The organism is Kitasatospora sp. NPDC058032 (genome assembly GCF_042885845.1).
Taxonomy (GTDB): Bacteria; Actinomycetota; Actinomycetes; order Streptomycetales; family Streptomycetaceae; genus Kitasatospora.
On record NZ_JBHVRK010000015.1, the window covers coordinates 100,216 to 125,481 of the forward strand.

Consider the following 25,266-nt stretch of genomic DNA (forward strand, 5'->3'; position numbering starts at 1 on the left):
CCGGTCTTCGGCGAGACGCTGCCCGTGCGGTGCCGTCGGCGAGGCGACCGGCGGTCGGCCCCGGGCCGAGGGGTACGGCTGCGAAGGCGAACGAACACATCATGCGAGAATCCCGTCCCCCCGGAAGGCTGCGGGGCCCGCTGGCGAGACGCCTGGTCCCCCTGTCCGCGGCCGCCCTGGTGCTGGCCGCTCCCGGAGCCGCGTTCGCGGACGGCTCCGGACCGAGCACCCCCACCGGGATGTACACCAGCCCCCAGTCGAGGAACCCCGCGGACAGTGCCTGCGGCGGCGGCACGCCCGGGTGGATCGGCCGGACGTCGACGTTCCAGGACGGTTCGTCCGACGTCCGCCTGTTCGCCTGGGCCGGCGGGGCGCCCGGCAGCAACATCACCGTCGGGTTCCACGTGTGGGACGCCTCGGCGGGCGAGAGCGCCGAGTCCGGCGCGACCTCGCGGACCAGCGTGCCGATCGCCGGCACCGGCGGCTGGGGCGACACCTACGTCGGCCGCGCGCTGGCGGACGGCCACCGGTACGGCTGGAACGCCTGGTCCACCGCCGGGGGCGTGAACAGCCCCGCGTCGGCGGACTGTGCCTTCACCGTCGACCTCAGCGCGCCGACCCAGGCGTCCATCGCGCCCTCCTCGGTGTTCCCGCCGCTCGGCAGCGGCGCCACGCCCACCGGCCGCGCCGGTGACACCGGCGTCACCGTCCGCGTCACCAGCAAGGACCCGGTCCCGGCCGGCTGCGTCGTCGGCAACTGCCTCGCCAGTGGCGTCCGCGCGTTCCAGTACGCGCTCGACGACAACAGCTCGCCCAACGGCACCGGCAGCGTCCCGGCCTCCTTCACGGCCGACGGCACCGCGTACGCCGACGTCCCGATCAGCGTCGGTGTCGGCAACTGGGGGAGCCACACGCTGTTCGTGCGCGCCGTCGACGGGGCCGGCAACTCCGCGCCGCAGGCGTCCACCTACGCGTACTACGTCCCCGCCAAGCCGGCCGCCCCGGTCGTGCCGGGCGACGTCGACCGCGACGGCGTCGCGGACTTCCTGCTCCCGGCCGCGGACGGCTCGCTGACCCTGTTCCGGGGCGGCGACGGCACCAAGCCGCTGACGCCCGAGGCGGCGTCCACGGCGGACCGCAGCCCGCGCAAGGACGACTGGAACAACTACCTGGTGGCCCACCGCGGCGCCGTCATGGGCAGCGGCGACTCGCTGTTCGCGTACAACAAGGCCACCAAGCAGCTCTTCCTCTACAGCAACGACGTGAACGCCGCCCCGGAGGGCACGGCCGGCCACTTCACCCGCTCCGCCACCCAGCTGGGCACCAGCGGCATGTGCACCCGGGGTGTCGACGGGACCTGGGACAACATCGCCCAGCTGACGGCCGTCCGACGGGGCAGCGGGACCGGCCTCGTCACCGTCGAGAAGGGCCACCTGCGCTACTACCCCTCCGACAGCCTGTGCCACGTCGGCACCGGTGTCGAGCTCGGCGCCGCCGGGGACGACTGGAGCGGCTTCACCCTGCTGCACCCCGGCGAGGTCAACGGCGCGCCGACGCTCTGGGTGCGGGACACCGTGACCGGGGCCGTCACCGGCCTGCCGCTGCCGCTGGACGCCGAGGGCTGGCCGGTCAACGGCTCCGCCCCGCTGACGATGCCCGCCCACCGGCCCCTGGGCTGGGGCCTCAAGGCCGCCGACGGCAAGGACCTCTGCGCCGACATCGACCACGGCTGGACGGGCAACGGCACCGCCGCCCTGCTGTGGACCTGCTCCGAGCAGGGCGAAAGCCCCAACCAGCAGTTCACCCTCGGCACCGACGGCTCGCTGCACGTCCTCGGCAAGTGCCTCGACGTCACCGGCGGCAACACCGCCAACGGCTCGCCGGTCAACCTGTGGGACTGCAACGGCAGCCCGGCCCAGCAGTGGGTCGCCGGTCCCCACCCGCGCACGCTGATGAACCCCAACGCGGGCAAGTGCCTCGACGCGGCCGACCCGGTCACCCGACTGGGCAGCCGCCTGGTGATCGCGGACTGCGGCGGCACCGCGACCGAGCAGTGGACGGTGCCCGCCGCCCACGCGGTGCTCCCGATCGGGCTCGCCGCGAACGTCTTCCCGACCGTGGACTCGCCCGGTGACATGACCGGCGACGGCTACCCCGACCTGGTCGCCACCGTCTACGACGGCCGGCTGGTGCGCTTCGCGGGCACCGCCCCGGCGGGCGGCCGACCGCGCTTCGCCGCGCCCCAGGAGATCCCGCGGGACCGCTCCGCCGACTTCGGCGTCCGCTCCGCCCACAACCCGGGCCGCTGCCTCGACAACTACGGCGCGCCCGACGGCGGCGGCCTGCGCTTCTACGACTGCTGGAACGGCGCGAGCCAGAAGTTCGCGTTCGGCTCCGACGGCACCCTGCGTTCCGGCGGCCGCTGCGTGACCGTCCGGGACGACGTGACCTCCTGGGGCGCGCCGACGGTCCTCACCGACTGCCGGGCCACCACCGGCCAGATCTGGACGTACCGCGCCGACGGCACCCTCCACAACCCCGCCGCCAACGCCTGCCTGGAACTGCCCGGCTGGAACGACGCCAACGGCACCATCCTGGGCATCTGGGGCTGCAACGGCAACGCCAACCAGCGCTGGACCCTCCAGCCCGCCACCGCCTGACCGCCTTTCCCACAAGGACCCGCGGGCCCGCGACGCACCACGCGTCGCGGGCCCGCGGGTTTTCGGCAACGGGAAACCGTGGCCGGGGGCGTCAACTCGCTGGCCGTCAACTTCTCGGCAGTCCTAGCATATTGGGCGGGGGACAAGGGGGAGCGATGAGCAACGACCTGTTCACGACGCTCGACCGGGCCACCGGCCGCACCGTTGCCGAGCCCGGGCTGGACACGCTGGTGGGCGGGCTGCTGGCCCAGGTGGTGAGCGGGGCCCGGGTGCTGCGGGCGGTGGCGCACCCGCTCGGGTTCTACTGCCTGCCGGTGGTGCGCGACGGGGCGCTCGGCGTCTGTGTGCACGTGTTCGACCCGGCGACTGCCGCCGGACAGCGCGAGATCCACTGCCACAGCTGGGAGTTGAAGAGCAGCGTGCTCTACGGCCGGATCGGCAACCTGCGGATCGGCGTGTACGACGAGCCCGCCCGGCCGACGCACCGGGCCTACGCGGTGCACAGCGACGCCGCCGCCGGGGTGGACGAGGTGCGGCCCACCGCCCGGCTGGTGCGCTGGGAGCCATTGGCCGAGCAGACCAGCGGGCGCGGCGAGACCTACACGCTGCGGGCCGGGGAGTTCCACGCCACCGTGTTGCCGGACGGCACGCCCACCGCCACCGTCGTGCTCGGCCGCACCGTACCGGGGCCGGTGGACGTGGTGCTGGGGCCGGTGGACGGCGGCCCCCGCCGGATGGTGCGCCGGCTCTGCGACGCGGAACGCACGGCCCGGATCGCCGAAGAGGCAGCCAGGAGGATCAGTGGGGAGTACGACGACGGACCCGGGTGACGGCGCCGGGGCGTTCGAAGAGGAATGCCGGGTCGCGGTGCGGGCCGCCGAGGACGCGGGCGCGCTGCTGCGCTCGCGCTTCCTCAGCACGTTCCGGGTGGACACCAAGGACGCGGACGGCGACGTGGTCACCGAACTCGACCTGCTCGCCGAGCAGCTGGTGACCCGCCGGCTGGCCGAGCGCTTCCCCGCCGACCGGATCCGCGCCGAGGAGGGCGGCGACCTGGTGGCCGGCGGGCCCGGCGCCCGCCGCACCTGGCTGGTCGACCCGCTGGACGGCAGCAACAACGTGGTGATCGGCCTGCCCGCCTACGTGGTCGGCATCGCGCTGTGCGTGGACGACGAGCCGGTGCTCGGCGTGGTGCACGACCCGGTGGCCGGCCGCACCTGGCGGGCGGTGCGCGGCTCGGGCGCCCACGGCCCGGCCGGGCGGCTGGCGGCGCCGCGGCGACCGCTCGGCGCCGTCCGACCGGTGCTCGGCTGGACCCAGGGCCACGGCGTGCCGGCCGGCGACCCGGTGGCGCGGGCCCTCAAGGACGGCCTGGAGAGCGGCGCGCGCCGGGTGCTCCAGCTGTGGGCGCCGCTGCTCACCTGGTCGCTGCTGGCCTGCGGGCTGATCGACGGCTTCGTCGGCTACCGGGCGGAGGAGATCGACCTGCCGGCCGGCTGCCTGCTCGCCACCGAGGCCGGGCTGGAGGTCCGCACGCTGGACGGCGGCCCCTTCAGTGCCCGGATCGGCCGGCCGGACACCGCTCGCAGCTATGTCGCGGCCCGCCCGGAGGTCCTGCCCCACCTGCTCGACCTGGTCGCGGCGGCCGGGTAGTCACCCGGTGAGGGCCAGTGCCGTCGTGGCCAGGGCGACGCCGCCGAGGGTCAGGACCGCGCTGGTCGCGGCGACGCCGCGCAGCGGCACCTGCAGACCGGCCGAGCGGCAGCGCTCGTACCAGAGCAGGGTGGCCAGCGAAGCCCAGGGAGTCACCAGCGGGCCGATGTTGGTGCCGATCAGCAGGGCCAGCAGCTGGGTGTGGTTGCCCTCCGGGACGGCGGCCTCGCCGGCCAGGTAGACCGGCAGGTTGTTCAGCAGGTTGGACAGGCCCGCGCCGACCGCCGAGGCCCGGAAGAGGCCGAGCGTGCCGCCGTCCGCGCCGATCGCGTCGGCCAGCAGCCGGTGCAGACCGTGCGCGTCCACCGTCTGCACCACCAGGAACATGCCGGGCACCATCACCAGCAGCCGCCACGGCACCAGTGAGGCCCGCAGCGCCTCCGGCCGGCGCACCGCGAACGCCACCACCACGACGGCCGCCGCCGCGCCCGAGGCCGCCCAGAGCGGGACGACGGCCGCCAGGCTGGCCACCAGGAAGCCGGAGCAGGCCAGCGCGCAGATCCGGAACAGCGTCCGGTCCCCTGGCCGGTGCGCCGCGGGCGGCCGGTAGGTGGCCGCGCCGCGCCGGCCGCGCCGCCAGTAGAAGCCCCACAGGCAGACCATGGTGACCAGCAGCGCGGCGAGTTGCGGCGCCCACATCACGCGGGCCAGGCCGGCGGGGGAGAGCGCGACCCGGTCGGCGGCCAGCAGGTTGGTGAGGTTGGAGACCGGCAGCAGCAGGCTCGCCGTGTTGGCCAGCCAGACCGTGGTCATCGCCAGCGGCAGCGGGGCGATGCCCACCCGGGTGGCCAGCGCCAGCATGACGGGGGTGAGCAGGACGGCGGTGGTGTCCAGGTTGAGCACCGTGGTGGTGAGCGCCGCGAAGCCGACGCAGAGCAGGAACAGCGCCGGGTAGCTGCCCCGTCCGGCCCGCGCCACCCAGGCCGCCACCACGTCGAACACTCCTGCGGCACTGGTCAGTTCGGCGAGCACGATGACCGAGCCGAGGAAGGCCAGCAGCGGGGCGATCCGTTGCACGGCCGCCCCGGCGGAGTCCGTCGGCAGCAGGCCGGTGGCGAGGAGGAGCAGGCCGCAGGCGAGCAGCCCCGCGGCCAGCAGGTCCAGGGGGTGCAGCCGCTTGACGGCGGGCCAGTACGCGAACACGGACGTCAGGGTCGCACACGAGACGTTGCCGGTCGAGGCCGTCGGCCGGGGCCGCCGCTCGTACGGACGGACGAGTGACGGAAACGTGGGGGAGGGGCGACGGCCGAAAACCACCCGAACTCGTTGAGGTGAAACAGGGTTGAGCCTCTCCGGATCGGTCATAAGCTGCTTCCATGGGGGCTCTTGACGCGACCCCGGGTGGCCCCGGGCCGATCGACTTCTTCATCAGCTACTCGCCGGCCGACGAACGGTGGGCGTCCTGGATCGCCTGGACCTTGGAGGAAGCGGGCTACCGGGCGCTGCTCCAGGCCTGGGACTTCGTGCCGGGCACCAACTTCGTCGACTTCATGGACCGCGGGGTGACCGAGTCCGCGGCCGTCATCGCGCTGCTCTCGCGCAACTACGAGCGCTCGCGCTACGGCCGGATGGAGTGGCAGGCCGCGCTGCGCGCCGATCCGGACGCGCCGGAGCGGCGGCTGCTGACCGTCCGGATCGAGGACATCCCGGTGGACGGGCTGCTCGCCACGCTCACCTACATCGACCTCGTCGGCGTCACCGAGCCCGCCCGGGCGCGCGAACTGCTGCTCACCCGGGTCGGCCAGGCGGTGGACGGCCGGGCCCGCCCCGACCTGGTCCCCGGCTACCCGGGCAACGGCGGCAACGGCACCAGCGGCGGCAACGGCAGCAGCGGCGGCCCCGTCCGGACGCCGAGCGCCGTCCCCGCCCCGCGCCAGGTCGGCGGCACCGGCTGGGCCGGACGCCGCCGCCCCTCCGCCCAGCCCGAGTACCCGCAGGCCGCCGCCCGCCCCGCGGGCCGCGAGGCGATCACCGTCCTGCACCTGGCCGGACCCGCCTTCGGCAGCGGCCACGACCCGGTCGACCTGCAGGCCGCCATCTGGGGCGACCTGGTCGAACTCGCCGACGCCGGCGCCCCCGCGCCCGAACTCGTCGTCGTCACCGGCGACCTCACCGCCTCCGGCAGCCCCCGCGAGTGCGAGCAGGCGCTCACCTTCCTCACCGGCATCCGCGCCCTGCTCGGCCTGGAACCGCACCGGGTGGCCGTGCTGCCCGGCGGCCAGGACGTCAGCCAGGCCGCCTCCCGCGCCTACTTCGCCACCTGCGAGGCCGACGAGCTGCGGCCCGCCGCGCCGTACTGGCCCAAGTGGCGGCACTACGCCCGGCTGTTCCAGGAGTTCTACCAGGGCCTGGACGTGGTCTTCGACAGCGCCCAGCCGTGGACGCTCTTCCCGGTGCCCGAACTCGGCACCGTCGTCGCCGGGCTCAACTCCTCGATGGCCTGGACCCACCGGCCCGAGGACCACTACGGCTGGCTCGGCCCCGAGCAGGCCGCCTGGTTCGCCCAGGCGCTGCGCCCGTACGCCAACGACGGCTGGCTGCGGATCGGCGCCGTGCGCCACCCGGTCACCCCGGGCTCCGGCGTGCGCTCCGCCAACATCGCCCCCGCCCGCGCCTCCCACGGCCCGGGCGCCGAACCGCTGCGCGACGCCGACCGGTTCACCCGGCTCACCGCACCCCGCCTCCACCTGCTGCTGCACGGCCCGGCCGACGGCCGCACCACCCCGCGCACCCTGGCCACCTCGACCGGCGAGCTTCCCGTCCTGGGCGCAGCCGCCCCCGGCGCCCACCAGTTGCTCCGGCTCACCCGTGAGGGCCTCACCCGCTGGCCCGCCCCCGTCGGCGAACACCAGCGGCTCACGGTGGCCTGGCACCGGGCCGAACGCGCCTTCCCGGCCCCCGAACCGGCCCCGCAGGCCGGCCCGCCGCAGCTGGAGGAGGTCCGCGAACCCGCCGACACCGACCACGAGGCCCGCGCGCTCGCCACCCCGGAGCAGGCCCTGCTGGAGCGGGTCGCCGAGGTCTGCCGCACCCGCCACCCGGGCGCCCAGATCCGCTCCGTCGCCGGCACCGCCACCCAGCTGTTCGTCACCTGGGCGGAATCCGGACTGGTCCGCCAACAGCGGGTCGCCGCCTGCGTCGGCACCCCCACCGAGGAGGAGGTCGAGCGCTTCGCCGACGCGGTGCACGCCGACGGCGCCGCCCTCGACGCCGAACTCGTCCACGACGGCCCGCCGCCCTCGCGCGAACTGCGCGACCGGGCCCGCCGCCGGGGCGTGCGGCTGCGCAGCTTCCTGGAGTTCCAGGGCCTGCTCGACCTGCGCGGCCACGTCGCCGCCCAGACCGAACGGCTCGCCACCGACAGCCAGTACCACCCCGGCCTCTACCTGCCGCAGCGCTACCGCGACGCCGAACGCCCCGGCGCCGAGGAACGCGACGGCCTGGTCGAGGAGATGCTGCGACTGCTCGACTCCGACCACGGCCGCTTCGTCCTGCTGCTCGGCGACTTCGGCCGCGGCAAGACCTTCGCGCTGCGCGAGCTGGCCCGCCGGCTGCCCGCCGAACTCCCGCACCTGTCGCCGCTGTTCATCGAGCTCAGCGCCCTCGACAAGGCGCACTCGCTGGACGGCCTGGTCGCCGCCCATCTCACCGAGCACGGCATCGACACCCTCGACCTGCGGGCCTTCCGCTACATGCTCCGCCAGGGCCGGGTCGTGCTGCTCTTCGACGGCTTCGACGAACTCGTCAACCGGGTCAGCTACGAACGCGCCGCCGACCACCTCCAGGTTCTGCTGGACGCCGCCGTCGACAGCGCCAAGATCGTGGTCACCAGCCGCACCCAGCACTTCAGCTCCCACGAGCAGGTGCTCACCGCGCTCGGTGAACGCGTCGGCCTGCTCCCGCAGCGCCGGCTCATCGCCGTCCAGGACTTCACCCCGCACCAGATCCGCGGCTACCTCGGCAACCGCTACGGCGACCGGGAGGCCGCCGACCGCCGGATGCGGCTGCTGGAGGCCATCCCCGACCTGCTCGCGCTCTGCCGCAACCCCCGGCTGCTGAGCTTCGTCGCCGACCTTGACCACGACCGGCTGCGCGCCGTCGCCGGCGCCGGCCGGGCCCTCAGCGCCGCCGGCCTCTACCAGGAGGTCTTCACCGCCTGGCTGCGGTTCGAGGAGCAGCGCGGCCACGGCGGCCCCGGCGCCGCCCCCGGCCTGCACCTCGACCAGCTCTGGCAGGCCGTCACCCTGCTCGCGCTGCGGCTGTGGGAGAGCGGCCGCAGCTCCATCCCGCTGGACGAGATCGTCGACATCGCCGGCGTGCTCAACGGCCTCGCCGAGAACCGGATGCCCACCCCGCAGGTCGCCCACGCCGTCGGCTCCGGCAGCCTGCTGGTCCGCTCCGACGAGGGCATGTTCCACTTCATCCACGGCTCGGTGGTGGAGTGGCTGGTCGCCCGGGCCGCCGCCGAGGCGTTGCGGCGCGGCGACGCCACCCTGCTCGGCCGCGGCCCGCTCAGCCGGTTGGCCGTCGAGTTCCTCTGCGACCTCACCGACCACCAGGTCTGCCAGCGCTGGGCCCGCTCCGTCCTGGACATCCCCGAGGCCGCCTCCGAAGCGGCCCGGCTCAACGCCGTCAAGATCCTCGACCGGCTGCGGGTGCCCGCCCACACCGACCTGCGCGGCGCCACCCTGGCCGGCGAGGACCTCTCGCACCGCGACCTGTCCGGCGTCGACCTGTTCGGCGCCGACCTGCGCGGGGCCCGGCTGCTCGGTGCCAACCTCGCCGGCGCCGACCTGCGCGGCGCCCGCCTGGCCGGCGCCCGGCTCGACGCCGCCGACCTCAGCGGCGCCGACCTGCGCTTCGCCGACCTGCACGGTGCCCGGCTGATCCGCACCGACCTGCGCGGCGCCCGGCTGCGCGGCAGCCGCTGGCAGCGGGCCGCGCTGATCTCCGCCGTCACCGACGAGGAGGTGCTGGCCGCCCCCGAGCTGCAGGCCGCCGCCATCGCCCCCGGGCTGCCCGTCGAGGCCGGCTTCAGCCCCTCCGAGGTCGGCGTCCCCTACGGCTTCGACGTGCGCTCCACCCGGCTGCCCGAGCCCGTTGCCTTCAGCCGGGACGGCCACCTGCTGGCGGTCGGCTCCGAGGACGGCAGCGTGCTGGTCTGCGACGCCGTCACCGGCATCGCCCTGCGCACCCTCAAGGACCACATCGGCCGCGTCTACACCGTCAAGTTCGCCGGCAACGTGCTCGCCACCGGCAGCGCCGACGGCACCGTCCGGCTCTGGGACCCGGTCTCCGGCGAGTGCCGCCACCGCCTCGACGTGCACCCCGGCGGCGTCTGGCCGGTCTCGCTCGCCCCCGACGGCCGGATGGTCGCCACCGGCGACCTCAACGGCGTCGTCACCCTCTGGGACACCGCCACCGGCGAGCCGCTGCACCGGCTGCCCGGCCACGCCGCGCCCGTCTACACCTCGGTGTTCAACCCCGACGGCACCGTGCTGGTCACCGGCGACCAGGGCGGCGGTGCCCGGCTGTGGTCCACGGTGACCGGCCGCCGGCTCGCCGTCCTGCCCGGCCACCGCGGCACCGTCTACCGCTCCGCGTTCAGCCCGGACGGCACCCTGGTGGCCACCGCCGACGGCGGGCCGGACGACGGCACCGGCGGCACCGTGCGGATCTGGGAGGTGGCCGGCCGCCGGCTGCGCCACAGCCTGCCCGGCCACGCCGGCCGGATCTACACGCTGGCCTTCCACCCCGACGGCGACCTGCTCGCCAGCGGTGACACCGAGGGCCAGATCCGGTTCTGGAACCCGCTCGACGGCACTGCCGCCGGCCGGCCCGAGGACTCCACCGGCAAGATCTACCAGGTCACCTTCGACGAGGCCGGCACCCGCTTCGCGGCCAGCGACAGCGACGGCGGGGTCCGGGTCTGGCGGGTCGGCGCCGGGGAGGGCGCGGGCACGGTGGGCGCCGCGGGCGCCCGCGAGGTGGTGCCGCTGCGCCGGCAGCCGCCCGAGCACCGCGGCTCGGTCTGGGCCTGCCGGTTCCGCCCCGGCTCGGGCCGCGGCGGCGCGGAGAGCGACCCGCTGCTGGTCACCGGCGGCAACGACGGCCGGGTCCGGCTCTGGGACCCCTCCAGTGGCCGCAGCCGCCAGCTGCTGCGCGGCCACGGGCGGCGGATCGGCTCGCTCACCTTCAGCGGCGACGGAGCCCTGCTGGCCGCCGGCGGCAACGACGGCGCGGTCCGGATCTGGGAGCCGTCCACCGGCCGTCGGCTGCGCGAACTCTCCGGCCGCAGCAGCCGGTTGGTCTCCGCGGTGTTCAGCCCGGAGGAGGCCGTACTGGCCACCGCCACCAACGACGGCGACCTGTGCCTGTGGAACGCCCGCACCGGCGAGTACCTGCGCGAGATGGACGTCGAGACCGAGCACGTCTGGGCGGAGGCGTTCAGCGCCGACGGTGCCCTGGTCGCCACCGCCAACGACGACGACACCGTCCGCATCTGGTACCGCCGCACCGGCGCCCACCTCACCACGCTGCGCGAGCACCGCGGCCGGGTCCGCTCGATCGCCTTCAGCCCGGACGGCCGGCAGCTGCTCACCGGCTGCGACGACACCAAGGTGCGGATCTCCGACATCGCGACCGGGCGGGTGGAGGCCGAACTCGACGGCCACACAGACCGGGTGTACGCCGTCGCCCCGGCCGCCGACAGCGCCTGGCTGGCCAGCGCCTCCTGGGACGGCACCGCGCTGATCTGGGTCGACCGGACCGTCCGCCACCGGCTCACCGGCCACGTCGGCCGGCTGTGGACCGCCGCCGCCCACCCGCACCGCCCGCTGCTCGCCACCGCCGGCGACGACCGGGTGGTCCGGGTCTGGGACCCGCTCAGCGGCACCGAACTGGCCGGTCTGCGCGGCCACACCGGGCGGATCCTCGCCGTCACCTTCAGCCCGGACGGCTCACTGCTGGCCAGCGGCGGCGAGGACGGCACCGTCCGCCTCTGGCGCGTCCAGGCCGACGGCCGCCCGACCGCGCTGGCCACCCTGCTCGGCGCGCCGGACGGCTGGGCCGCCCTGCTCCCCTCCGGCGCCTACAAGTGCGAGGGCGACGTGGCCGGTGAGTTCTGGCACGCCGTCGGCATGTGCCGCTTCGAACCCGGCGAACTCGACACCCACCTCCCCGGCGTCCACCGCCTCCCCCCGGAGGCGGAGCTGTAGGCGGCGGCGCGTCCTGTGCACGGAGCGGGGCCCCGCCGTTCGCAGACCGGCGGGGCCCCTTGTCATGGGTGCTGCGTAGTGGATATCGGTCTACTGGTACGACGCGGAGAGCGTGGTACCGCTGAAGGTCTGCTGGGCGGCGAGGCTGAAGAAGGCCCACCCGGCGGGCGGGTTGGTGATGGTCAGCGTCTCGTTGTTGTCGGCGTTGGTGGACTTGGCCAGCGCGTTGCCGGTGGTGGCCCAGTTGTTGCCGCCGTAGTAGAGGTCGGCGTTGCCGGTGCCGCCGCTGCTGGTGATGGTCAGCGTCTTGACGCCGGCCGGCAGGTTGATGAAGTGGTAGCTGTAGTTGCCGGTGGTGGCGGTGAGGTTGTCCCGGCGGCAGTTGTTGTCGAACTGGCGGGTGTCCGGGATGGTGCAGAGCGGGGTGCTCGGGGTGACCGGGCCGGTCGGGGCCTCCGGCAGCGGGCCGCAGTCGTTCTTGGCGCAGGCGTCCAGCCAGGTGTTGAAGTCGGCGTCGTAGCGCGTGCCGATGGTCTGCTTCAGGAAGGCGCGGGCACCGTTCCAGTCGGCGGCGCGGTACATGGTGAGCACGGTGTCGACGTCCGCGCGGTGGTTCTGGAGCATGTAGCGGACGGCCAGCCAGCCCCAGCGGTAGACGCGGTTGGTGTTGACGTCGGCGCCGGCCTCCGGGTCGTACGTGGTGTCGAACAGCTCGCTGAGCTTGTACGTCTTGGCGGCCGCCAGGGCGATCGCCTTGTCGTTGCGCTCGTTGCGGTAGCCGAAGGAGATGTTCTCGGCGATGCCCTCGACCCACCAGGTGGTCGGGGTCAGCTCGCTGGCCGCGTAGTCGCCGCCCATGTTGTAGCGGCCGTCGAGGTAGTGGGTGTACTCGTGGTTGAGGTTCCAGATCGCGAACGTCGCGGTGTCCCACCACACCTCGTGGGCGATGAAGCGGGCCTGGTTGCCCGGCTTGGACGGGTCGCCCTCCTCGTACATGCCGCCGTTGTCGACGTCGATGTCGTAGAAGGCCCAGGCGTACAGCTTGTAGTGGTACTCGTCGTTGAAGACGACGACCTCGAGGTTGGTGTTCACGTCCCCGGGGATGACGCCCGGGTCGCCGATGATCTTGTGGAAGTACGGGTTCTGGTCCGTCAGGTTGGTGCAGGTGGAGCGCAGCTGCCAGGGGGACATGTCCTGGGCCCGGATCTTCAGGTCCGGGTTGCAGGTGTACGTCGTCGGGAGGATCACCGGGATGAGGCGGGCGCCCAGGTCGCAGATGCCGTAGTCGGCGCAGTGGCCCTTGTCGAACTGGCGCGTGGCCCAGCCCAGGTTCATGGTGATCGGGGCCGTCGGGCCGGTGTTCGGCCAGCGGTTGATCAGGTCCTTCAGGATCGGCCGGAGCCGGGGCTTGAGCTCGTCGACCTTCAGGGCGTAGCCGAGGTAGCGGCCGGTGTTGCTGATCAGGTTGTCGTGGTTCAGCAGCGGCTCGTTGCGGGTGATGAAGCCGGCCCAGGCGTCGAGAATGGTGGGGTCGGCCCGGAGCGCGGCCTTCCAGCCCGTGCTGTCCTTCTTGTCCTCGAAGCCGTCCTCGATCATCGGGTCGAACCGCACGACGGTGGCCTTGAGGCTCGCGGGTGCGGTGACGCCGTCGAAGGTGGAGAGCAGCCACTTGTAGACACCGGCGTACCGGCCGAGCGTCGAGGTCTGGTCGATGACCTTGGTGGTCTCGACGAGGAGCGCGGCGTTGGCTTCGGTGACGTCCTTGCTGTGCGGGGAGGCGAAGAACGCGTCCAGCGCGCCGTTGGTCGCGGCGGTCAGCGTCGGGCCGTAGGTGCCGACCACGGCCGGGTAGTTCGACTGCACCCAGTAGGCGGCGCGCAGGAACAGCACGAGCTGCCCGATGTCGGTGCTGTTGTCGCCCGGGTAGGCGGGGGAGTCGTCGCGCAGCGCGTTGGCGACGGTCACCAGGTTGGACTCGCGGAAGGCGGTCGCCGCGTTGTCCCCGGTGAGGTCGAACAGCGGGTAGGTGCACTCGACTTTCGGCAGGGCCTTGAGCTTCTGGACCAGCGCGCTGCCCGTGGCGCTGATCAGCTCGGAGAGGTCGGTGGGACAGCTGTCCCCGGCGGCGGGGGCCGAGAAGCCCTTGGCGGCCGGGGAGGGCGCGTCGGTCGGGGCGCCGAGCGCGCGCTGGGCCCGGTCGTTGTCATCGGCGGAGAGCTTGAAGGGGTGCGTCCGCTGGACATCGGGCTCGGGGAACGGGATCGACCGGGGCGCCGAAGCAGAGGCGGCGCCGGCGGCGGCCGGGGTGCCCGCGGGGGCCGGCGCGGCCTGGCTCTGCGGAGCGAAGAGGCCGATCGCGAGGAATAAGGCGGTGCCGAGCGCAGGGACTCTGCGCGCGTTGGCCTTGGACATGCGGAAGGAGCGCATCTGTGGGGGCCTCCGGGCCTGTTGGGCCGCATGTGGGGCACGCGGCTCTCGGTGTGTGACATGTAAAATGGCACACATCACAGTGCACTGGGAAGGTTGCGAACCAAAGAATTGTTCGCCGCAACCGAAACGTTGTCAGTTCGCTTCCCGGGGGGGCTTCGAGAAGGTGTGCGCGGGCATGGAAAAGGCCCCGCCGGGCGAACCGGCGGGGCCCTTCGTATGCGGAGCCTGTTACTGGTACGACACGGAGAGCGTGGTACCGCTGAAGGTCTGCTGGGCGGCGAGGCTGAAGTAGACCCAGCCGGACGGCGGGTTGGTGATGGTCAGCGTCTCGTTGTTGTCGGCGTTGGTGGACTTGGCCAGCGCGTTGCTGGTGGTGGCCCAGTTGTTGCCGCCGTAGTAGAGGTCGGCGTTGCCGGTGCCGCCGCTGCTGGTGATGGTCAGCGTCTTGACGCCGGCCGGCAGGTTGATGAAGTGGTAGCTGTAGTTGCCGGTGGTGGCGGTGAGGTTGTCCCGGCGGCAGTTGTTGTCGAACTGGCGGGTGTCCGGGATGGTGCAGAGCGGGGTGCTCGGGGTGACCGGGCCGGTCGGGGCCTCCGGCAGCGGGCCGCAGTCGTTGCTGGCGCACTTGGTGAGCCAGGCGTCGAAGCCGGCGTCGTAGCGGGTGCCGATGTCCTGCTTCAGGATGGTGCGGGCGCCGTTCCAGTCACCGGTGCGGTACTTGGTGAGGATGGCGTCCATGTCGGAGCGGTGCTCCTGGAGCATGTAGCGGACGGCCAGCCAGCCCCAGCGGTAGACGCGGTTGGAGTTCTCGTCGGGGTCGGCGGTCTGGCCGTAGACGGTGTCGAAGAGCTCGCTGAGCTTGTAGGTCTTCTTGCCGGCCTCGGTGATCGCGGCGGCGTTGCGCTCGTTGCGGTAGCCGTAGGAGATGTTCTCGGCGATGCCCTCGACCCACCAGATGGTCGGGGTGGTCTGGCTGGCCTCGAAGTCGCCGTGCATGTTGTAGCGGCCGTCGAGGTAGTGGGTGTACTCGTGGTTGAGGTTCCAGATCTCGAACTTCGGCCGCAGCCAGGAGGCCTCGTGGGCGATGAAGCGGGCCTGGTTGCCCGGCTTGGACGGGTCGCCCTCCTCGTACATGCCACCGTTGTCGACGTCGATGTCGTAGAAGGCCCAGGCGTACAGCGAGTACTGGTCGTAGTCGTCGAAGGCGACGACCTCGAGGTTGGTGTTCACGTCGCCGGGGATGGCGCCCTTGTCACCGATGATCTTGTGGAAGTAGGCGTCCTGGTTGATCAGGCTGGTGCAGGTCGAGTCCAGCTGGCCCGGGGACATGTCCTGGGCCTTGATCTTCAGGCCGTCGTTGCAGACGCGCTGGATCGGCAGGATCACCGGGATGAGGCGGGTGCCCAGGTCGCAGATGCCGTAGGCCGCGCAGTTGCCCTTGTCGAACTGGCGGGTCGCCCAGCCCAGGTTCATGGTGATCGGGGCGGTGGGGCCGACGTTCGGGTAGCGGTTGATGAGGTCCTTCAGGACCGGCCGGAGCTGGCCCTTGAGCTCGTCGACCTGCAGGGCGTAGCCGAGGTAGCGGCCGATGTTGCTGACGACGTCCCAGCGGTTCAGCTGCGAGTCGTTGCGGGTGATGAAGCCGGACCAGGTGTTGACGATGCTCGGGTCGGCCTTGAGGGCGGCCTTCCAGCCGGCGGCGTCGGTCTTGGACTCGTAGGCGTCCTTGAGGACCCAGTCGAACTCCGAGACGGTGTTGGTCATCTGGGTGGGCCAGCTGCCGTTGTAGCTGGAGAGCAGCCACTTGAACACGCCGGCCTCGCGGCCGAGGGTGTCGCTCTGCCCGATCACCTTGACGACCTCGACGAGGAGCGCGCCGTTGGCGTCGGTGACGTCCTTGCCGTGCGCGGAGGCGAAGAAGGCGTCCAGCGCGGCACCGGTCGCGGACTTCAGCGTCGAGCTGTAGGCGCCGACGGTCTCCGGGAACTTCCACTGCACGAAGTAGCCGGCGCGCAGGAACAGCACCAGCTGCCCGATGTTGGTGCTGTTGTCGCCCGGGTAGGCGGGGGAGGCGTCGCGCAGGGCGTTGGCGACGGTCACCATGTTGGCCTCGCGGAAGGCCTTGACGCTGTCCCCGGTGATGTTGAACAGCGGGTAGGTGCAGTCGACCCGCGGCAGGGCCTTCAGCTGCTGGACCAGCGCGCTGCCCGTGGCGTTGAGCACTCCGGAGAGGTCGGGACAGGGGTCGGCGGCGGCGGCCGAGAAGCCCTTGGCGGCCTTGGCCGGCTGGGTGGCCGGGGCGGCCGGCGGGGTGTTCGCCTCGGCGCTGTCCTGGGCGGAGAGCTTGAAGGGGCTGGTGCTCTTCGCGTCGGGCGACTTGGGCACCGGGATCGACCGCGGCGTCGACGAGGCGGCGCTGTTGCCGGCCGGGGCCGCGGCGGAGCCGGCCGGGGCGGCCTGGCTCTGCGGGGCGAACAGGCCGAGTGCGATGAAGAAGGCGGCACCGAGCGCAGGGAGCCTGCGCGCGTTGGCCTTGGAAATCCGGAAGGGACGCATCTGTGGGGGCCTCCGGGGCCGTTCGGGCCGCGGTTTGGGGGACCGCGACCTCTCGATGTGTGACATGTAAAATGGCACAGGTCACAGTGCGCTGGGAAGATGAATGATCGAAGAATTGTTCGTCGCAACCGAAACGTTGTCAGAGGACAGTCGCCCGGGGCTTTTGTCCCGGATCGTCCTGCGGTTGTTGTGACTCAGGCGGCCCGCGCCGTCACCCGCGGGGTGAGTGCCGCGAACTCCAGCGGCGCCGACGGGTCGACCGACAGGTCTGCCGGGGCCGGCGCGGCGCCCGCACGCACCAGCAGGTCGCCGACGGCCGCGACCATCGCCCCGTTGTCCGTGCACAGTCCGAGCGGCGGCACCCGCAGCGCGATCCCGGCCGAGGCGCAGCGCCGCTCGGCCAGCTCCCGCACCCGCGAGTTCGCGGCCACCCCGCCGACCACCACCAGCGTCCCGATCCCGTGGTCCAGGCAGGCCCTGACGGCCTTGCGGGTCAGCACGTCGGCGATCGCCTCCTGGAGTGCGGCGGCGGCGTCCGGGACGTGCGGCTCGGCGCCGGCGGCCCGCTGCGCCTCCACCCAGCGGGCGGCGGCGGTCTTGAGGCCGGAGAAGGAGAAGGCGTAGGGCGGGTCGTTCGGCCCGCTCAGCGGGCGCGGGAAACGCACCGCGCGCCGGTCGCCCTCGCGCGCGGCCCGGTCGATCGCGGGGCCGCCGGGGTAGGGCAGCCGCAGGATCCGGGCCACCTTGTCGAAGCACTCGCCGGCCGCGTCGTCCAGGGTGTCGCCCAGGTGCACGATCGGATCGCGGGCCAGGTCGCGGACGAGCAGCAGGGAGGTGTGCCCGCCGGAGACGATGAGGACCACGCACGGGTCCGGCAGCGGTCCGCCGTCGAGCGTCGCGGCGGCCACGTGCCCGGCCAGGTGGTGCACCCCGTACAGCGGGACGCCCAGCGAGAAGGCGTACGCCTTGGCCGCCGCCACCCCGATCTGCAGGGCCCCGGCCAGGCCCGGACCGGCCGTCACCGCGACGGCTCCGACGTCGGCGAGGGTCAGCCCGGCCCGGCGCAGCGCCTCGTCGACCACCGGGGCCATCGCGTGCAGGTGCGCCCGGGCGGCGATCTCGGGGACCACGCCGCCGAAGCGGGCGTGCTCGTCCATCGAGGAGGCCACCGCCTGTCCGAGCAGCACGCCGTCGCGCACCAGCCCCGCGCCGGTCTCGTCGCAGGACGACTCGATGCCCAGCACCACCGGTGCGCCTGTCATGGTCACTCGCCCTCACCGCTCATTACACGCTGCCGGTCCCATTGTGCCCGACACGGCGGGAGGAATATGCAGGAGCCTCTTGTTCGTTCTTGCAACTGATACGCAATAGTGTTGACCCGGCACGATCGTCATCGTTGAACTCGCCGAAAGGGGCCGTGTCCTGATGGGCACCTACTCGCTTCCCGACCTGCCGTACGACTACTCCGCGCTGGAGCGCGCGATGTCCGCGGAAATCCTGGAGCTGCACCACTCCAAGCACCACGCCGCGTACGTCAAGGGCGCCAACGACACCCTGGAGCAGCTGGCCGAGGCGCGTGACAAGGAGCAGTTCGGCGGTCTGGTCGGCCTGCAGAAGACCTTCGCCTTCCACCTCTCCGGCCACGTGCTGCACTCGCTGTTCTGGCAGAATCTCTCCCCGGAGGGCGGCGACCGCCCCGAGGGCGAGCTGGCCGATGCCATCACCGAGCACTTCGGCAGCTTCGAGGCCTTCAAGAAGCAGCTGACCACCGCCACCACCGGCGTCCAGGGCTCGGGCTGGGGCATCCTCTCCTGGGAGCCGCTGGCCGGCCGCCTGATCGTCGAGCAGGTCTACGACCACCACGGCAACGTCGGCCAGGGCACCACCCCGCTGCTGGCCTTCGACGCCTGGGAGCACGCCTACTACCTGCAGTACAAGAACGTCCGCCCCGACTACGTCACCCGCCTGTGGGACGTCGTCAACTGGCAGGACGTCTCGACCCGCTTCACGGCCGCCAAGAGCGCCTGACCCGGGGCAGGTAACGGAGGGCCCCCGGACGGTGCGCACCGTCCGGGGGCCCTTCCGTCAGCGCCGGGCCCCAGCGGGCCAGAGCACCTCGACGGGAACACCCAGCCGCCGTGCGTGGGCGACCACGTCCGCCGTCCCGCCGAAGCCCCGGGCGGGCAGCCCGTCCCAGACGGCGATCAGGCGGTCGACCTGGCCGACGAGCAACTCGCTCCCGGCCATGTGGGCGGCCTCGTCGGACTCCACCCGCCCGGTGTGGTGCTGCTCGGAGGCGCCCCGGAGGAGGCGGTCGTAGACCGGATGGTGCCACTCCGGCAGGCCGTCACGGTATTGCTGGGCGGGGATGACAACCGCGAGTCGGGCTCCCCGGTCGAGTGCGATCTCGGCGATCCACGCGTCCGGACCGTCCGCGATGCAGGACACGACGGTGAGTTCGCCCGCGGCCTCTGCCGCCAGGGAGTCGGCCAGCAACTGCCGGACCTTCCGCTCCAGCTCGGCATCCAGCCCTCGGTGCCCCGTGATCCCGATCCGCATCGTGCTCCTTCCTGGAGGTGTACGCCGTGCAGCCGCTCGTCGAAGTCACGGACGGCCCTGGACGGCGACGACGTGCTGAAGGAGCGCCGGAGCGCACGGCCCCTTTCGACGATCCGCCCCGAGCGGTACTGGAGGCCGATCTCCAACGCCTGGCCGGCGAGCGTGAACGCCGCTGCGCCTCGAACTGGGCGAGACTTCCTGTCTTGTAGGCGGCGAGCGGCGGGTGGAACTGCCGCCTCTCCACGTACTCGCCTTCCTTCGTCGTCCGCATCGGCGGGGCGGCCAAGCCGAGCATGGCCGGTGGGATGTCCAGGTGCCGTGAGATCCGTGCCGTGGTTCCCGGCCCGGGACGCCTGCCGGACGGCTGCCGAGTTCCAGTTCACCAGCCCACCCAAACGCTACGGGCCCTCACCGGGCCGTGATGCGGTTCGATGCGGTGCGCGCATACGGGTATGCGCGCACCGCATCATCGATCGTCCCATAGGTGTGACCGCTTGTTGACTGGTGGTGATCAGTCGCTCGGTCCTCGGCAGCTCTTCTGCCCCGTCGACGTGGAGGCGTTCAGGACGGTCAGTCCGCTCGGTGGTGCGCGGTTCCCGGTGCCGTTGGAATGGGGGGGTGGTGCCGGGGCCGGAGGCGGTGCCGGCGGCGCGGTGGTTGGTGGCGGCGATCGTGCGGGAGTGGGATGTGCCGCTCACGGATGATGCGTTCCAGGACCTGGAGTTGTGTGCCAGCGAGGTGATCGTCGATGCACTGCGGTTCGAGCTTCCCGAGCAGTGCGGAGCACCGTGCCCCACGCATGGGTGGGGCACGGCGCTGGGCCTCGCGGCGGTGTAGCGGACTGCTCAGGTCGCCGGTGGCGTGCCGAAGGCGTCCAGGATGGTGTCGGCTGCCAGGGTGGCGGTGAGGGTGCCCTCGCGGACCCGGCGTTCCAGGTCGGGGACCAGGCGGGTCACCTCAGGATCGGAGTGCAGGCGGGCGAGGAGCTGGTCGTGGACCATCGCCCAGGTCCACTCCACCTGCTGGTCGCGGCGCTTGGCGGCGAGTGCGCCGGTCGCGTCCAGCACCTTGCGGTGCTGCTGGAGCCGCTCCCAGACGACGTCCAGGCCGCTGCCGTCGCGCCCCGAGCAGGTCAGCACCGGCGGTGTCCACGGGGCGTCCGGGGCCTGGAGCAGCCGCAGCGCGCCGGCGAGCTCCCGGGCCGCGGCCTTGGCGTCCAGCTCGTGCGGGCCGTCCGCCTTGTTGACCGCGATGACGTCGGCGAGTTCCAGCACGCCCTTCTTGATGCCCTGCAACTGGTCGCCGGTGCGGGCCAGCGACAGCAGCAGGAAGGAGTCCACCATGCCGGCCACCGTGGTCTCCGACTGGCCGACGCCGACCGTCTCGATCAGCACCACGTCGTAGCCGGCCGCCTCCATCACCAGCATCGACTCCCGGGTGGCCTTGGCCACCCCGCCGAGCGTGCCCGAGGTGGGGGAGGGGCGGACGAAGGCCTGCGGGTCGACCGCGAGCCGCTCCATCCGGGTCTTGTCGCCCAGGATCGAGCCGCCGGTACGGCTGGACGTCGGGTCGACGGCCAGCACCGCCACCCGGTGCCCGAGCCCGGTGAGCATGGTGCCGAAGGCGTCGATGAAAGTCGACTTGCCGACTCCGGGCACCCCCGTGATGCCCACCCGCACGGCCCCGCCCGCGTGCGGCAGCAGCATCGTCAGCAGCTGCTGCGCCAGCACGCGGTGGTCCGGCCGGGTGGACTCGACGAGGGTGATGGCCCGCGCGATGTACGCGCGCGAGCCCTCCCGCACGCCCGTCGCGTAGCTGTCCAGGTCGATCGTCCGGGGCGCCATCGGATCAGCGCCTCAGAGCTCGTGGCCGAGATCGGCGGCGAGCGACTTCAGCAGGTCGTAGGCGGCCTCCGGGATCACCGTGCCGGGCGGGAAGACCGCCGCGGCGCCCGCCTCGTACAGCGCGTCGAAGTCCTGCGGGGGGATCACCCCGCCGACCACGATGGTGATGTCCTCCCGGCCCGCCGCGGCCAGTTCGGCGCGCAGCGCGGGCACCAGGGTGAGGTGGCCGGCGGCCAGCGAGGAGACGCCGACGATGTGCACGTCCGCCTCGACGGCCTGCCGGGCGACCTCGGCCGGGGTCTGGAACAGCGGGCCGACGTCCACCGTGAAGCCGAGGTCGGCGAAGGCGGTGGCGATCACCTTCTGGCCGCGGTCGTGGCCGTCCTGGCCCATCTTGGCGACCAGGATGCGCGGGCGGCGGCCCTCGGCCTCCTCGAACCGCTCGACCAGCTCGCGGGTGCGCTGCAGGGGGGCCGACGGGCCCGCTTCGTCTCGGTACACACCCGAGATGGTACGGATCTGCCCGGAGTGGCGGCCGTACACCTTCTCCAGGGCGTCCGAGATCTCGCCGACGGTGGCCTTGGCACGGGCCGCGTTCACCGCCAGGTGCAGCAGGTTGCCGTCCAGCGAACCGCCGCGCTGCGGACCGGCCTCGGCGGCCCGGGTCAGCGCGTCCAGCGCGGCGCGGGTGGCGGCCTCGTCGCGCTCCTCGCGCAGCCGGCGCAGCTTCTCGACCTGCCGGGCGCGCACCGCGGAGTTGTCGACCTTGAGCACCTCGATCTGCTCGTCGCTCTCCACCCGGTACTTGTTGACGCCGATCACCGGCTGGCGGCCGGAGTCGATCCGGGCCTGGGTGCGGGCGGCGGCCTCCTCGACGCGCAGCTTGGGGATGCCCGCGTCGATGGCCTTGGCCATGCCGCCGGCCGCCTCGACCTCCTGGATGTGCTGCCAGGCGCGGTTCGCCAGGTCGTTGGTCAGCTTCTCGACGTACGCCGAGCCGCCCCACGGGTCGATGACCCGGCAGGTGCCGGACTCCTGCTGGAGCAGCAGCTGGGTGTTGCGGGCGATCCGGGCGGAGAAGTCGGTCGGCAGCGCCAGCGCCTCGTCCAGCGCGTTGGTGTGCAGCGACTGGGTGTGGCCCTGGGTGGCGGCCATCGCCTCCACGCAGGTGCGGGTGACGTTGTTGAAGACGTCCTGCGCCGTGAGCGACCAGCCGGAGGTCTGCGAATGGGTGCGCAGCGACAGTGACTTGGCGTTCTTCGGGTCGAACTGCTTGACCAGCTTCGCCCAGAGCAGCCGGGCCGCGCGCAGCTTGGCGACCTCCATGAAGAAGTTCATGCCGATCGCCCAGAAGAACGACAGGCGCGGCGCGAAGGCGTCCACGTCGAGACCGACGTCCAGCCCGGCCCGCAGGTACTCCACACCGTCGGCCAGCGTGTAGGCCAGTTCCAGGTCGGCGGTGGCCCCGGCCTCCTGGATGTGGTAGCCGGAGATGGAGATCGAGTTGTACCGGGGCATCTTCTGCGAGGTGTAGGCGAAGATGTCCGAGATGATCCGCATCGACGGCTGCGGCGGGTAGATGTACGTGTTGCGGACCATGAACTCCTTGAGGATGTCGTTCTGGATGGTCCCGGCCAGCTTCTCCGGCGGTACGCCCTGCTCCTCGGCCGCCACGATGTACAGCGCGAGGACGGGCAGCACCGCGCCGTTCATCGTCATCGACACCGACATCCGGTCGAGCGGGATGCCGTCGAACAGCTGGCGCATGTCGTAGATCGAGTCGATCGCCACGCCCGCCATGCCGACGTCGCCGGTCACCCGGGGGTGGTCGCTGTCGTAGCCGCGGTGGGTCGGCAGGTCGAAGGCGACCGACAGGCCCTTCTGACCGGCCGCCAGGTTGCGGCGGTAGAAGGCGTTGGACTCCTCGGCGGTGGAGAAGCCCGCGTACTGGCGCACCGTCCACGGCTGGTTGACGTACATCGTCGGGTACGGGCCGCGCAGGTAGGGGGCGATGCCCGGGTAGGTGCCCAGGAAGTCCAGGCCCGCGAGGTCCTCGGCGGTGTAGAGCGGCTTGACGCCGATGCCCTCGGGGGTGTCCCAGAGCTGCTCGTCGACGTCCTTGCCGGTGGCCTGCCGCCAGGCGGCGCGCCACTGGCCGTCGGTGACGGCAGCACCGGGGGCGGCCGCCGGGGCGTCGGTGCCGTCGGCGTCCAGCCCGATCGAGGTGAAGTCGGGGATCATCGGGCCACTCCGATCTGGGCGGTCCCGCCGTTGTCGGCGGTCTCGGTGATCTGGTCGAGCAGGGACGTCAGCACGGCCACCGCGTCGCCGCCCGCGAAGACGAACCCGTCCACACCCGCCGGCGGCGTCCCGCCCGGGCGGCCGGCCAGCAGCACCCGCTGCGCGCCGGCCGCCCGGAGCGCGGCGGCGACCGCCTCGGCGTGCTCGGCGTACAGGGCGTCGCTGGAGCAGAGGCAGGCCACCGCGGCGCCGCTCGCGGCGAACGCCTCGGCGAACGCGGCGGGTTCGGTGCCCTCGAACGCGGTGGTGGCGATCCCGCCGGCCTGGAACAGGTTGGCGGCGAAGGTGGTGCGCGCGGTGTGCGCGGCGGCGGTGCCGATCGACGCCAGGAACAGCGTCGGCCGCGTGCCGGTGGCCGCGAGCCGGGCGTCCGAGCGGTCGCGCAGCGCCTCGAAGGCCTTGGCGCGGCGCACCCGCGGCAGCCCGCCGGTCGGTCCGGCCGGGGCCGGCTCGCGCACCGGCGCCTGCTCGCCGAGGTGGGGGAACTCGCTGACGCCGGTGACGGGTTCGCGCCGCTTGGCGAGCCGCACCGAGCGCTCCGCCCAGGTGGCCGCGATCCGCTCGCCGACCAGGCCCGACTCCAGTGCGGCGTGCTGGCCGCCGGCCCGCTCGATCTCCTGGAACCACGCCCAGGCAGCGTGGGCCAGCTCGTCGGTCAGCCGCTCCACGTACCAGGAGCCGCCGGCCGGGTCGACGACGCGGGCCAGGTGCGACTCCTCCAGCAGGATCGCCTGGGTGTTGCGGGCGATCCGGCGGGCGAAGGCGTCCGGCAGGCCGAGTGCGGCGTCGAACGGCAGGACGGTGACCGCGTCCGCCCCGCCGACACCGGCGGCCAGGCAGGCGATCGTGGTGCGGAGCATGTTCACCCACGGGTCGCGGGCGGTCATCATCACCGCGGAGGTGACGGCGTGCTGGCGCTGCGCCGAGACGGCCGGGGACGCGCCGCAGGCCTCGGCCACCCGGGCCCAGAGACGGCGCGCGGCACGGAACTTGGCGATCGTCAGGAACTGGTCGGCGTCCGCGGCGTAGCGGAACTCCAGCTGGCCGAGCGCGGCGTCCACCGGCAGCCCGGCCCCGGTCAGCGCGCGCAGGTAGGCGACGCCGGTGGCCAGTGAGGCGCCCAGCTCCTGCGCGGGCGAGGCGCCGGCCTCGTGGTACGGCAGCGCGTCGACGGCCAGTGTCCGCAGACCGGGGAAGCCCTCGGCGCAGCGGGTGGCGAGCGCGGCGGCCTCGGCGAGCAGTGCCTCGGTGCGCGCGGCGTCGCCGGTGCGGGCCTGCAGGCCCAGCGGGTCGGCGCCCAGGGTGCCGACGGCGGCGCCGGGGGAGACCTCGCGCTCCCGGTACAGCTTGAACAACTGCTCGGCGGCCTCGGGGAATTCGGCGCCCGCGTCGAGCACCACCCCGGCCAGGTCCAGGTAGACGCCGGTGAGCGCCTCGCCCAGCGCGGTGACCGGCAGGCCGTCGCCGCCCAGCTCCAGCCAGAGCGAGCCGCCGCCGTGCTCCAGATCGGCCAGCACCGCCTCGTTGGTGCGGCGCGGATCGGGGTCGCCGTGCCGCTGGCGGACGTCCCAGCCCGCGACCGAGGCGCCCTGCGGACGGGCACCGCGGACGAACGGCGGGAACCCGGGGAAGCCCGGGTCGGCCGGGGCGTCCTCGGCGGTGTACAGCGGGCGGGCGCGCAGCCCGTCCTGGAGCGCGGTGCTGAGCGCGCGCTCGGCGGCTGCGCCGTCCTCGGGCTGCGCCCCCGACTTGCGCAGCACACCCTCGACGAGGGTCTGCCACTGCTCGTGGTGGGCGGCCGGGAACTCGGCGGCCAGGGGAAGCCCTTCGGGCGGGACCGTCATGTCCGGCAGGTTAGCGCTCGTTCGCGGGGGCGCAGGAGAGGCGAAGGGTGTGACCTTGCCCTCGCTCTGCACTCTGTTGCACTACCGGCGCGGAGGACGGCCGCCGGGCGTACCGGCGGGGCCCCGGTGGAGGGCGCGCGGT

The 25,266-nt window shown here is 73.2% G+C and carries 14 protein-coding genes; 6 read left to right on the forward strand and 8 right to left on the reverse strand.

Features of this window, described 5'->3' with window-relative positions:
• The first annotated feature begins 101 nt into the window (after nucleotides 1–101).
• The 3 genes from ACFVUH_RS23740 to ACFVUH_RS23750 all read left to right on the forward strand — a co-directional run bounded on the left by ACFVUH_RS23740 (nucleotide 102) and on the right by ACFVUH_RS23750 (nucleotide 4,313).
• A complete protein-coding gene (locus ACFVUH_RS23740) occupies nucleotides 102–2,660 on the forward strand; it encodes a ricin-type beta-trefoil lectin domain protein (protein WP_387915248.1) in 2,559 nt (852 codons plus the stop codon).
• Nucleotides 2,661–2,815: 155 nt separating this feature from the next.
• On the forward strand, nucleotides 2,816–3,490 hold the full coding sequence (locus ACFVUH_RS23745; protein ID WP_387915249.1) for a hypothetical protein: 675 nt from the start codon (nucleotides 2,816–2,818) through the stop codon (nucleotides 3,488–3,490).
• The gene (locus ACFVUH_RS23750) at nucleotides 3,462–4,313 is read left to right on the forward strand and encodes an inositol monophosphatase family protein (RefSeq protein ID WP_387915250.1); all 852 of its coding nucleotides are present in this window, start codon (nucleotides 3,462–3,464) and stop codon (nucleotides 4,311–4,313) included. Before ACFVUH_RS23745 ends, ACFVUH_RS23750 begins: the two co-directional genes overlap by 29 nt.
• Here the strand turns inward: ACFVUH_RS23750 and ACFVUH_RS23755 are convergent, their stop codons facing one another.
• Nucleotides 4,314–5,516, reverse strand: a complete 1,203-nt coding sequence (locus ACFVUH_RS23755) for an SLC13 family permease (RefSeq protein WP_387915251.1) — start codon at nucleotides 5,514–5,516, stop codon at nucleotides 4,314–4,316.
• Between the two features lie 173 nt (nucleotides 5,517–5,689).
• Here ACFVUH_RS23755 and ACFVUH_RS23760 point away from each other — a divergent pair, with 173 nt between their 5' ends.
• Nucleotides 5,690–11,590 (forward strand): TIR domain-containing protein, encoded by a 5,901-nt coding sequence (locus ACFVUH_RS23760; protein WP_387915252.1) that lies wholly within the window; start codon nucleotides 5,690–5,692, stop codon nucleotides 11,588–11,590.
• A gap of 90 nt (nucleotides 11,591–11,680) precedes the next feature.
• Here the strand turns inward: ACFVUH_RS23760 and ACFVUH_RS23765 are convergent, their stop codons facing one another.
• The 3 genes from ACFVUH_RS23765 to tsaD form a co-directional block, all read right to left on the reverse strand.
• Entirely contained in the window at nucleotides 11,681–14,017 is a 2,337-nt protein-coding gene (locus ACFVUH_RS23765) for a collagenase (RefSeq protein ID WP_387915253.1), read from the reverse strand.
• A 231-nt stretch (nucleotides 14,018–14,248) separates the two neighbouring features.
• Complete coding sequence (locus tag ACFVUH_RS23770; protein ID WP_387915254.1) at nucleotides 14,249–16,576, reverse strand: collagenase; 2,328 nt, start codon at nucleotides 16,574–16,576, stop codon at nucleotides 14,249–14,251.
• Between the two features lie 194 nt (nucleotides 16,577–16,770).
• The gene (gene tsaD, locus ACFVUH_RS23775; RefSeq protein ID WP_355371484.1) at nucleotides 16,771–17,838 is read right to left on the reverse strand and encodes a tRNA (adenosine(37)-N6)-threonylcarbamoyltransferase complex transferase subunit TsaD; all 1,068 of its coding nucleotides are present in this window, start codon (nucleotides 17,836–17,838) and stop codon (nucleotides 16,771–16,773) included.
• 163 nt (nucleotides 17,839–18,001) lie between these two features.
• On the opposite strand from tsaD, the gene ACFVUH_RS23780 reads away from it, so the two are divergent.
• Nucleotides 18,002–18,604, forward strand: coding sequence for a superoxide dismutase (locus ACFVUH_RS23780; protein ID WP_387915255.1), 603 nt, complete (start codon nucleotides 18,002–18,004; stop codon nucleotides 18,602–18,604).
• Between the two features lie 57 nt (nucleotides 18,605–18,661).
• Here ACFVUH_RS23780 and ACFVUH_RS23785 read toward each other — a convergent pair whose 3' ends face one another.
• Entirely contained in the window at nucleotides 18,662–19,135 is a 474-nt protein-coding gene (locus ACFVUH_RS23785) for a hypothetical protein (RefSeq protein ID WP_387915256.1), read from the reverse strand.
• Nucleotides 19,136–19,753: 618 nt separating this feature from the next.
• On the opposite strand from ACFVUH_RS23785, the gene ACFVUH_RS23790 reads away from it, so the two are divergent.
• A complete protein-coding gene (locus ACFVUH_RS23790) occupies nucleotides 19,754–19,972 on the forward strand; it encodes a hypothetical protein (protein ID WP_387915257.1) in 219 nt (72 codons plus the stop codon).
• An 8-nt stretch (nucleotides 19,973–19,980) separates the two neighbouring features.
• On the opposite strand, the gene meaB is transcribed toward ACFVUH_RS23790, so the two are convergent.
• Genes meaB through ACFVUH_RS23805 form a run of 3 tightly spaced genes read right to left on the reverse strand, consistent with a single transcriptional unit; the run spans nucleotide 19,981 to nucleotide 25,124 of the window.
• The gene (gene meaB, locus ACFVUH_RS23795) at nucleotides 19,981–20,979 is read right to left on the reverse strand and encodes a methylmalonyl Co-A mutase-associated GTPase MeaB (protein ID WP_387915258.1); all 999 of its coding nucleotides are present in this window, start codon (nucleotides 20,977–20,979) and stop codon (nucleotides 19,981–19,983) included.
• 12 nt (nucleotides 20,980–20,991) lie between these two features.
• Complete coding sequence (gene scpA / locus ACFVUH_RS23800) at nucleotides 20,992–23,220, reverse strand: methylmalonyl-CoA mutase (RefSeq protein WP_387915259.1); 2,229 nt, start codon at nucleotides 23,218–23,220, stop codon at nucleotides 20,992–20,994.
• A complete protein-coding gene (locus ACFVUH_RS23805) occupies nucleotides 23,217–25,124 on the reverse strand; it encodes a methylmalonyl-CoA mutase subunit beta (protein WP_387915260.1) in 1,908 nt (635 codons plus the stop codon). Before ACFVUH_RS23805 ends, scpA begins: the two co-directional genes overlap by 4 nt.
• Nucleotides 25,125–25,266: the final 142 nt, after the last annotated feature.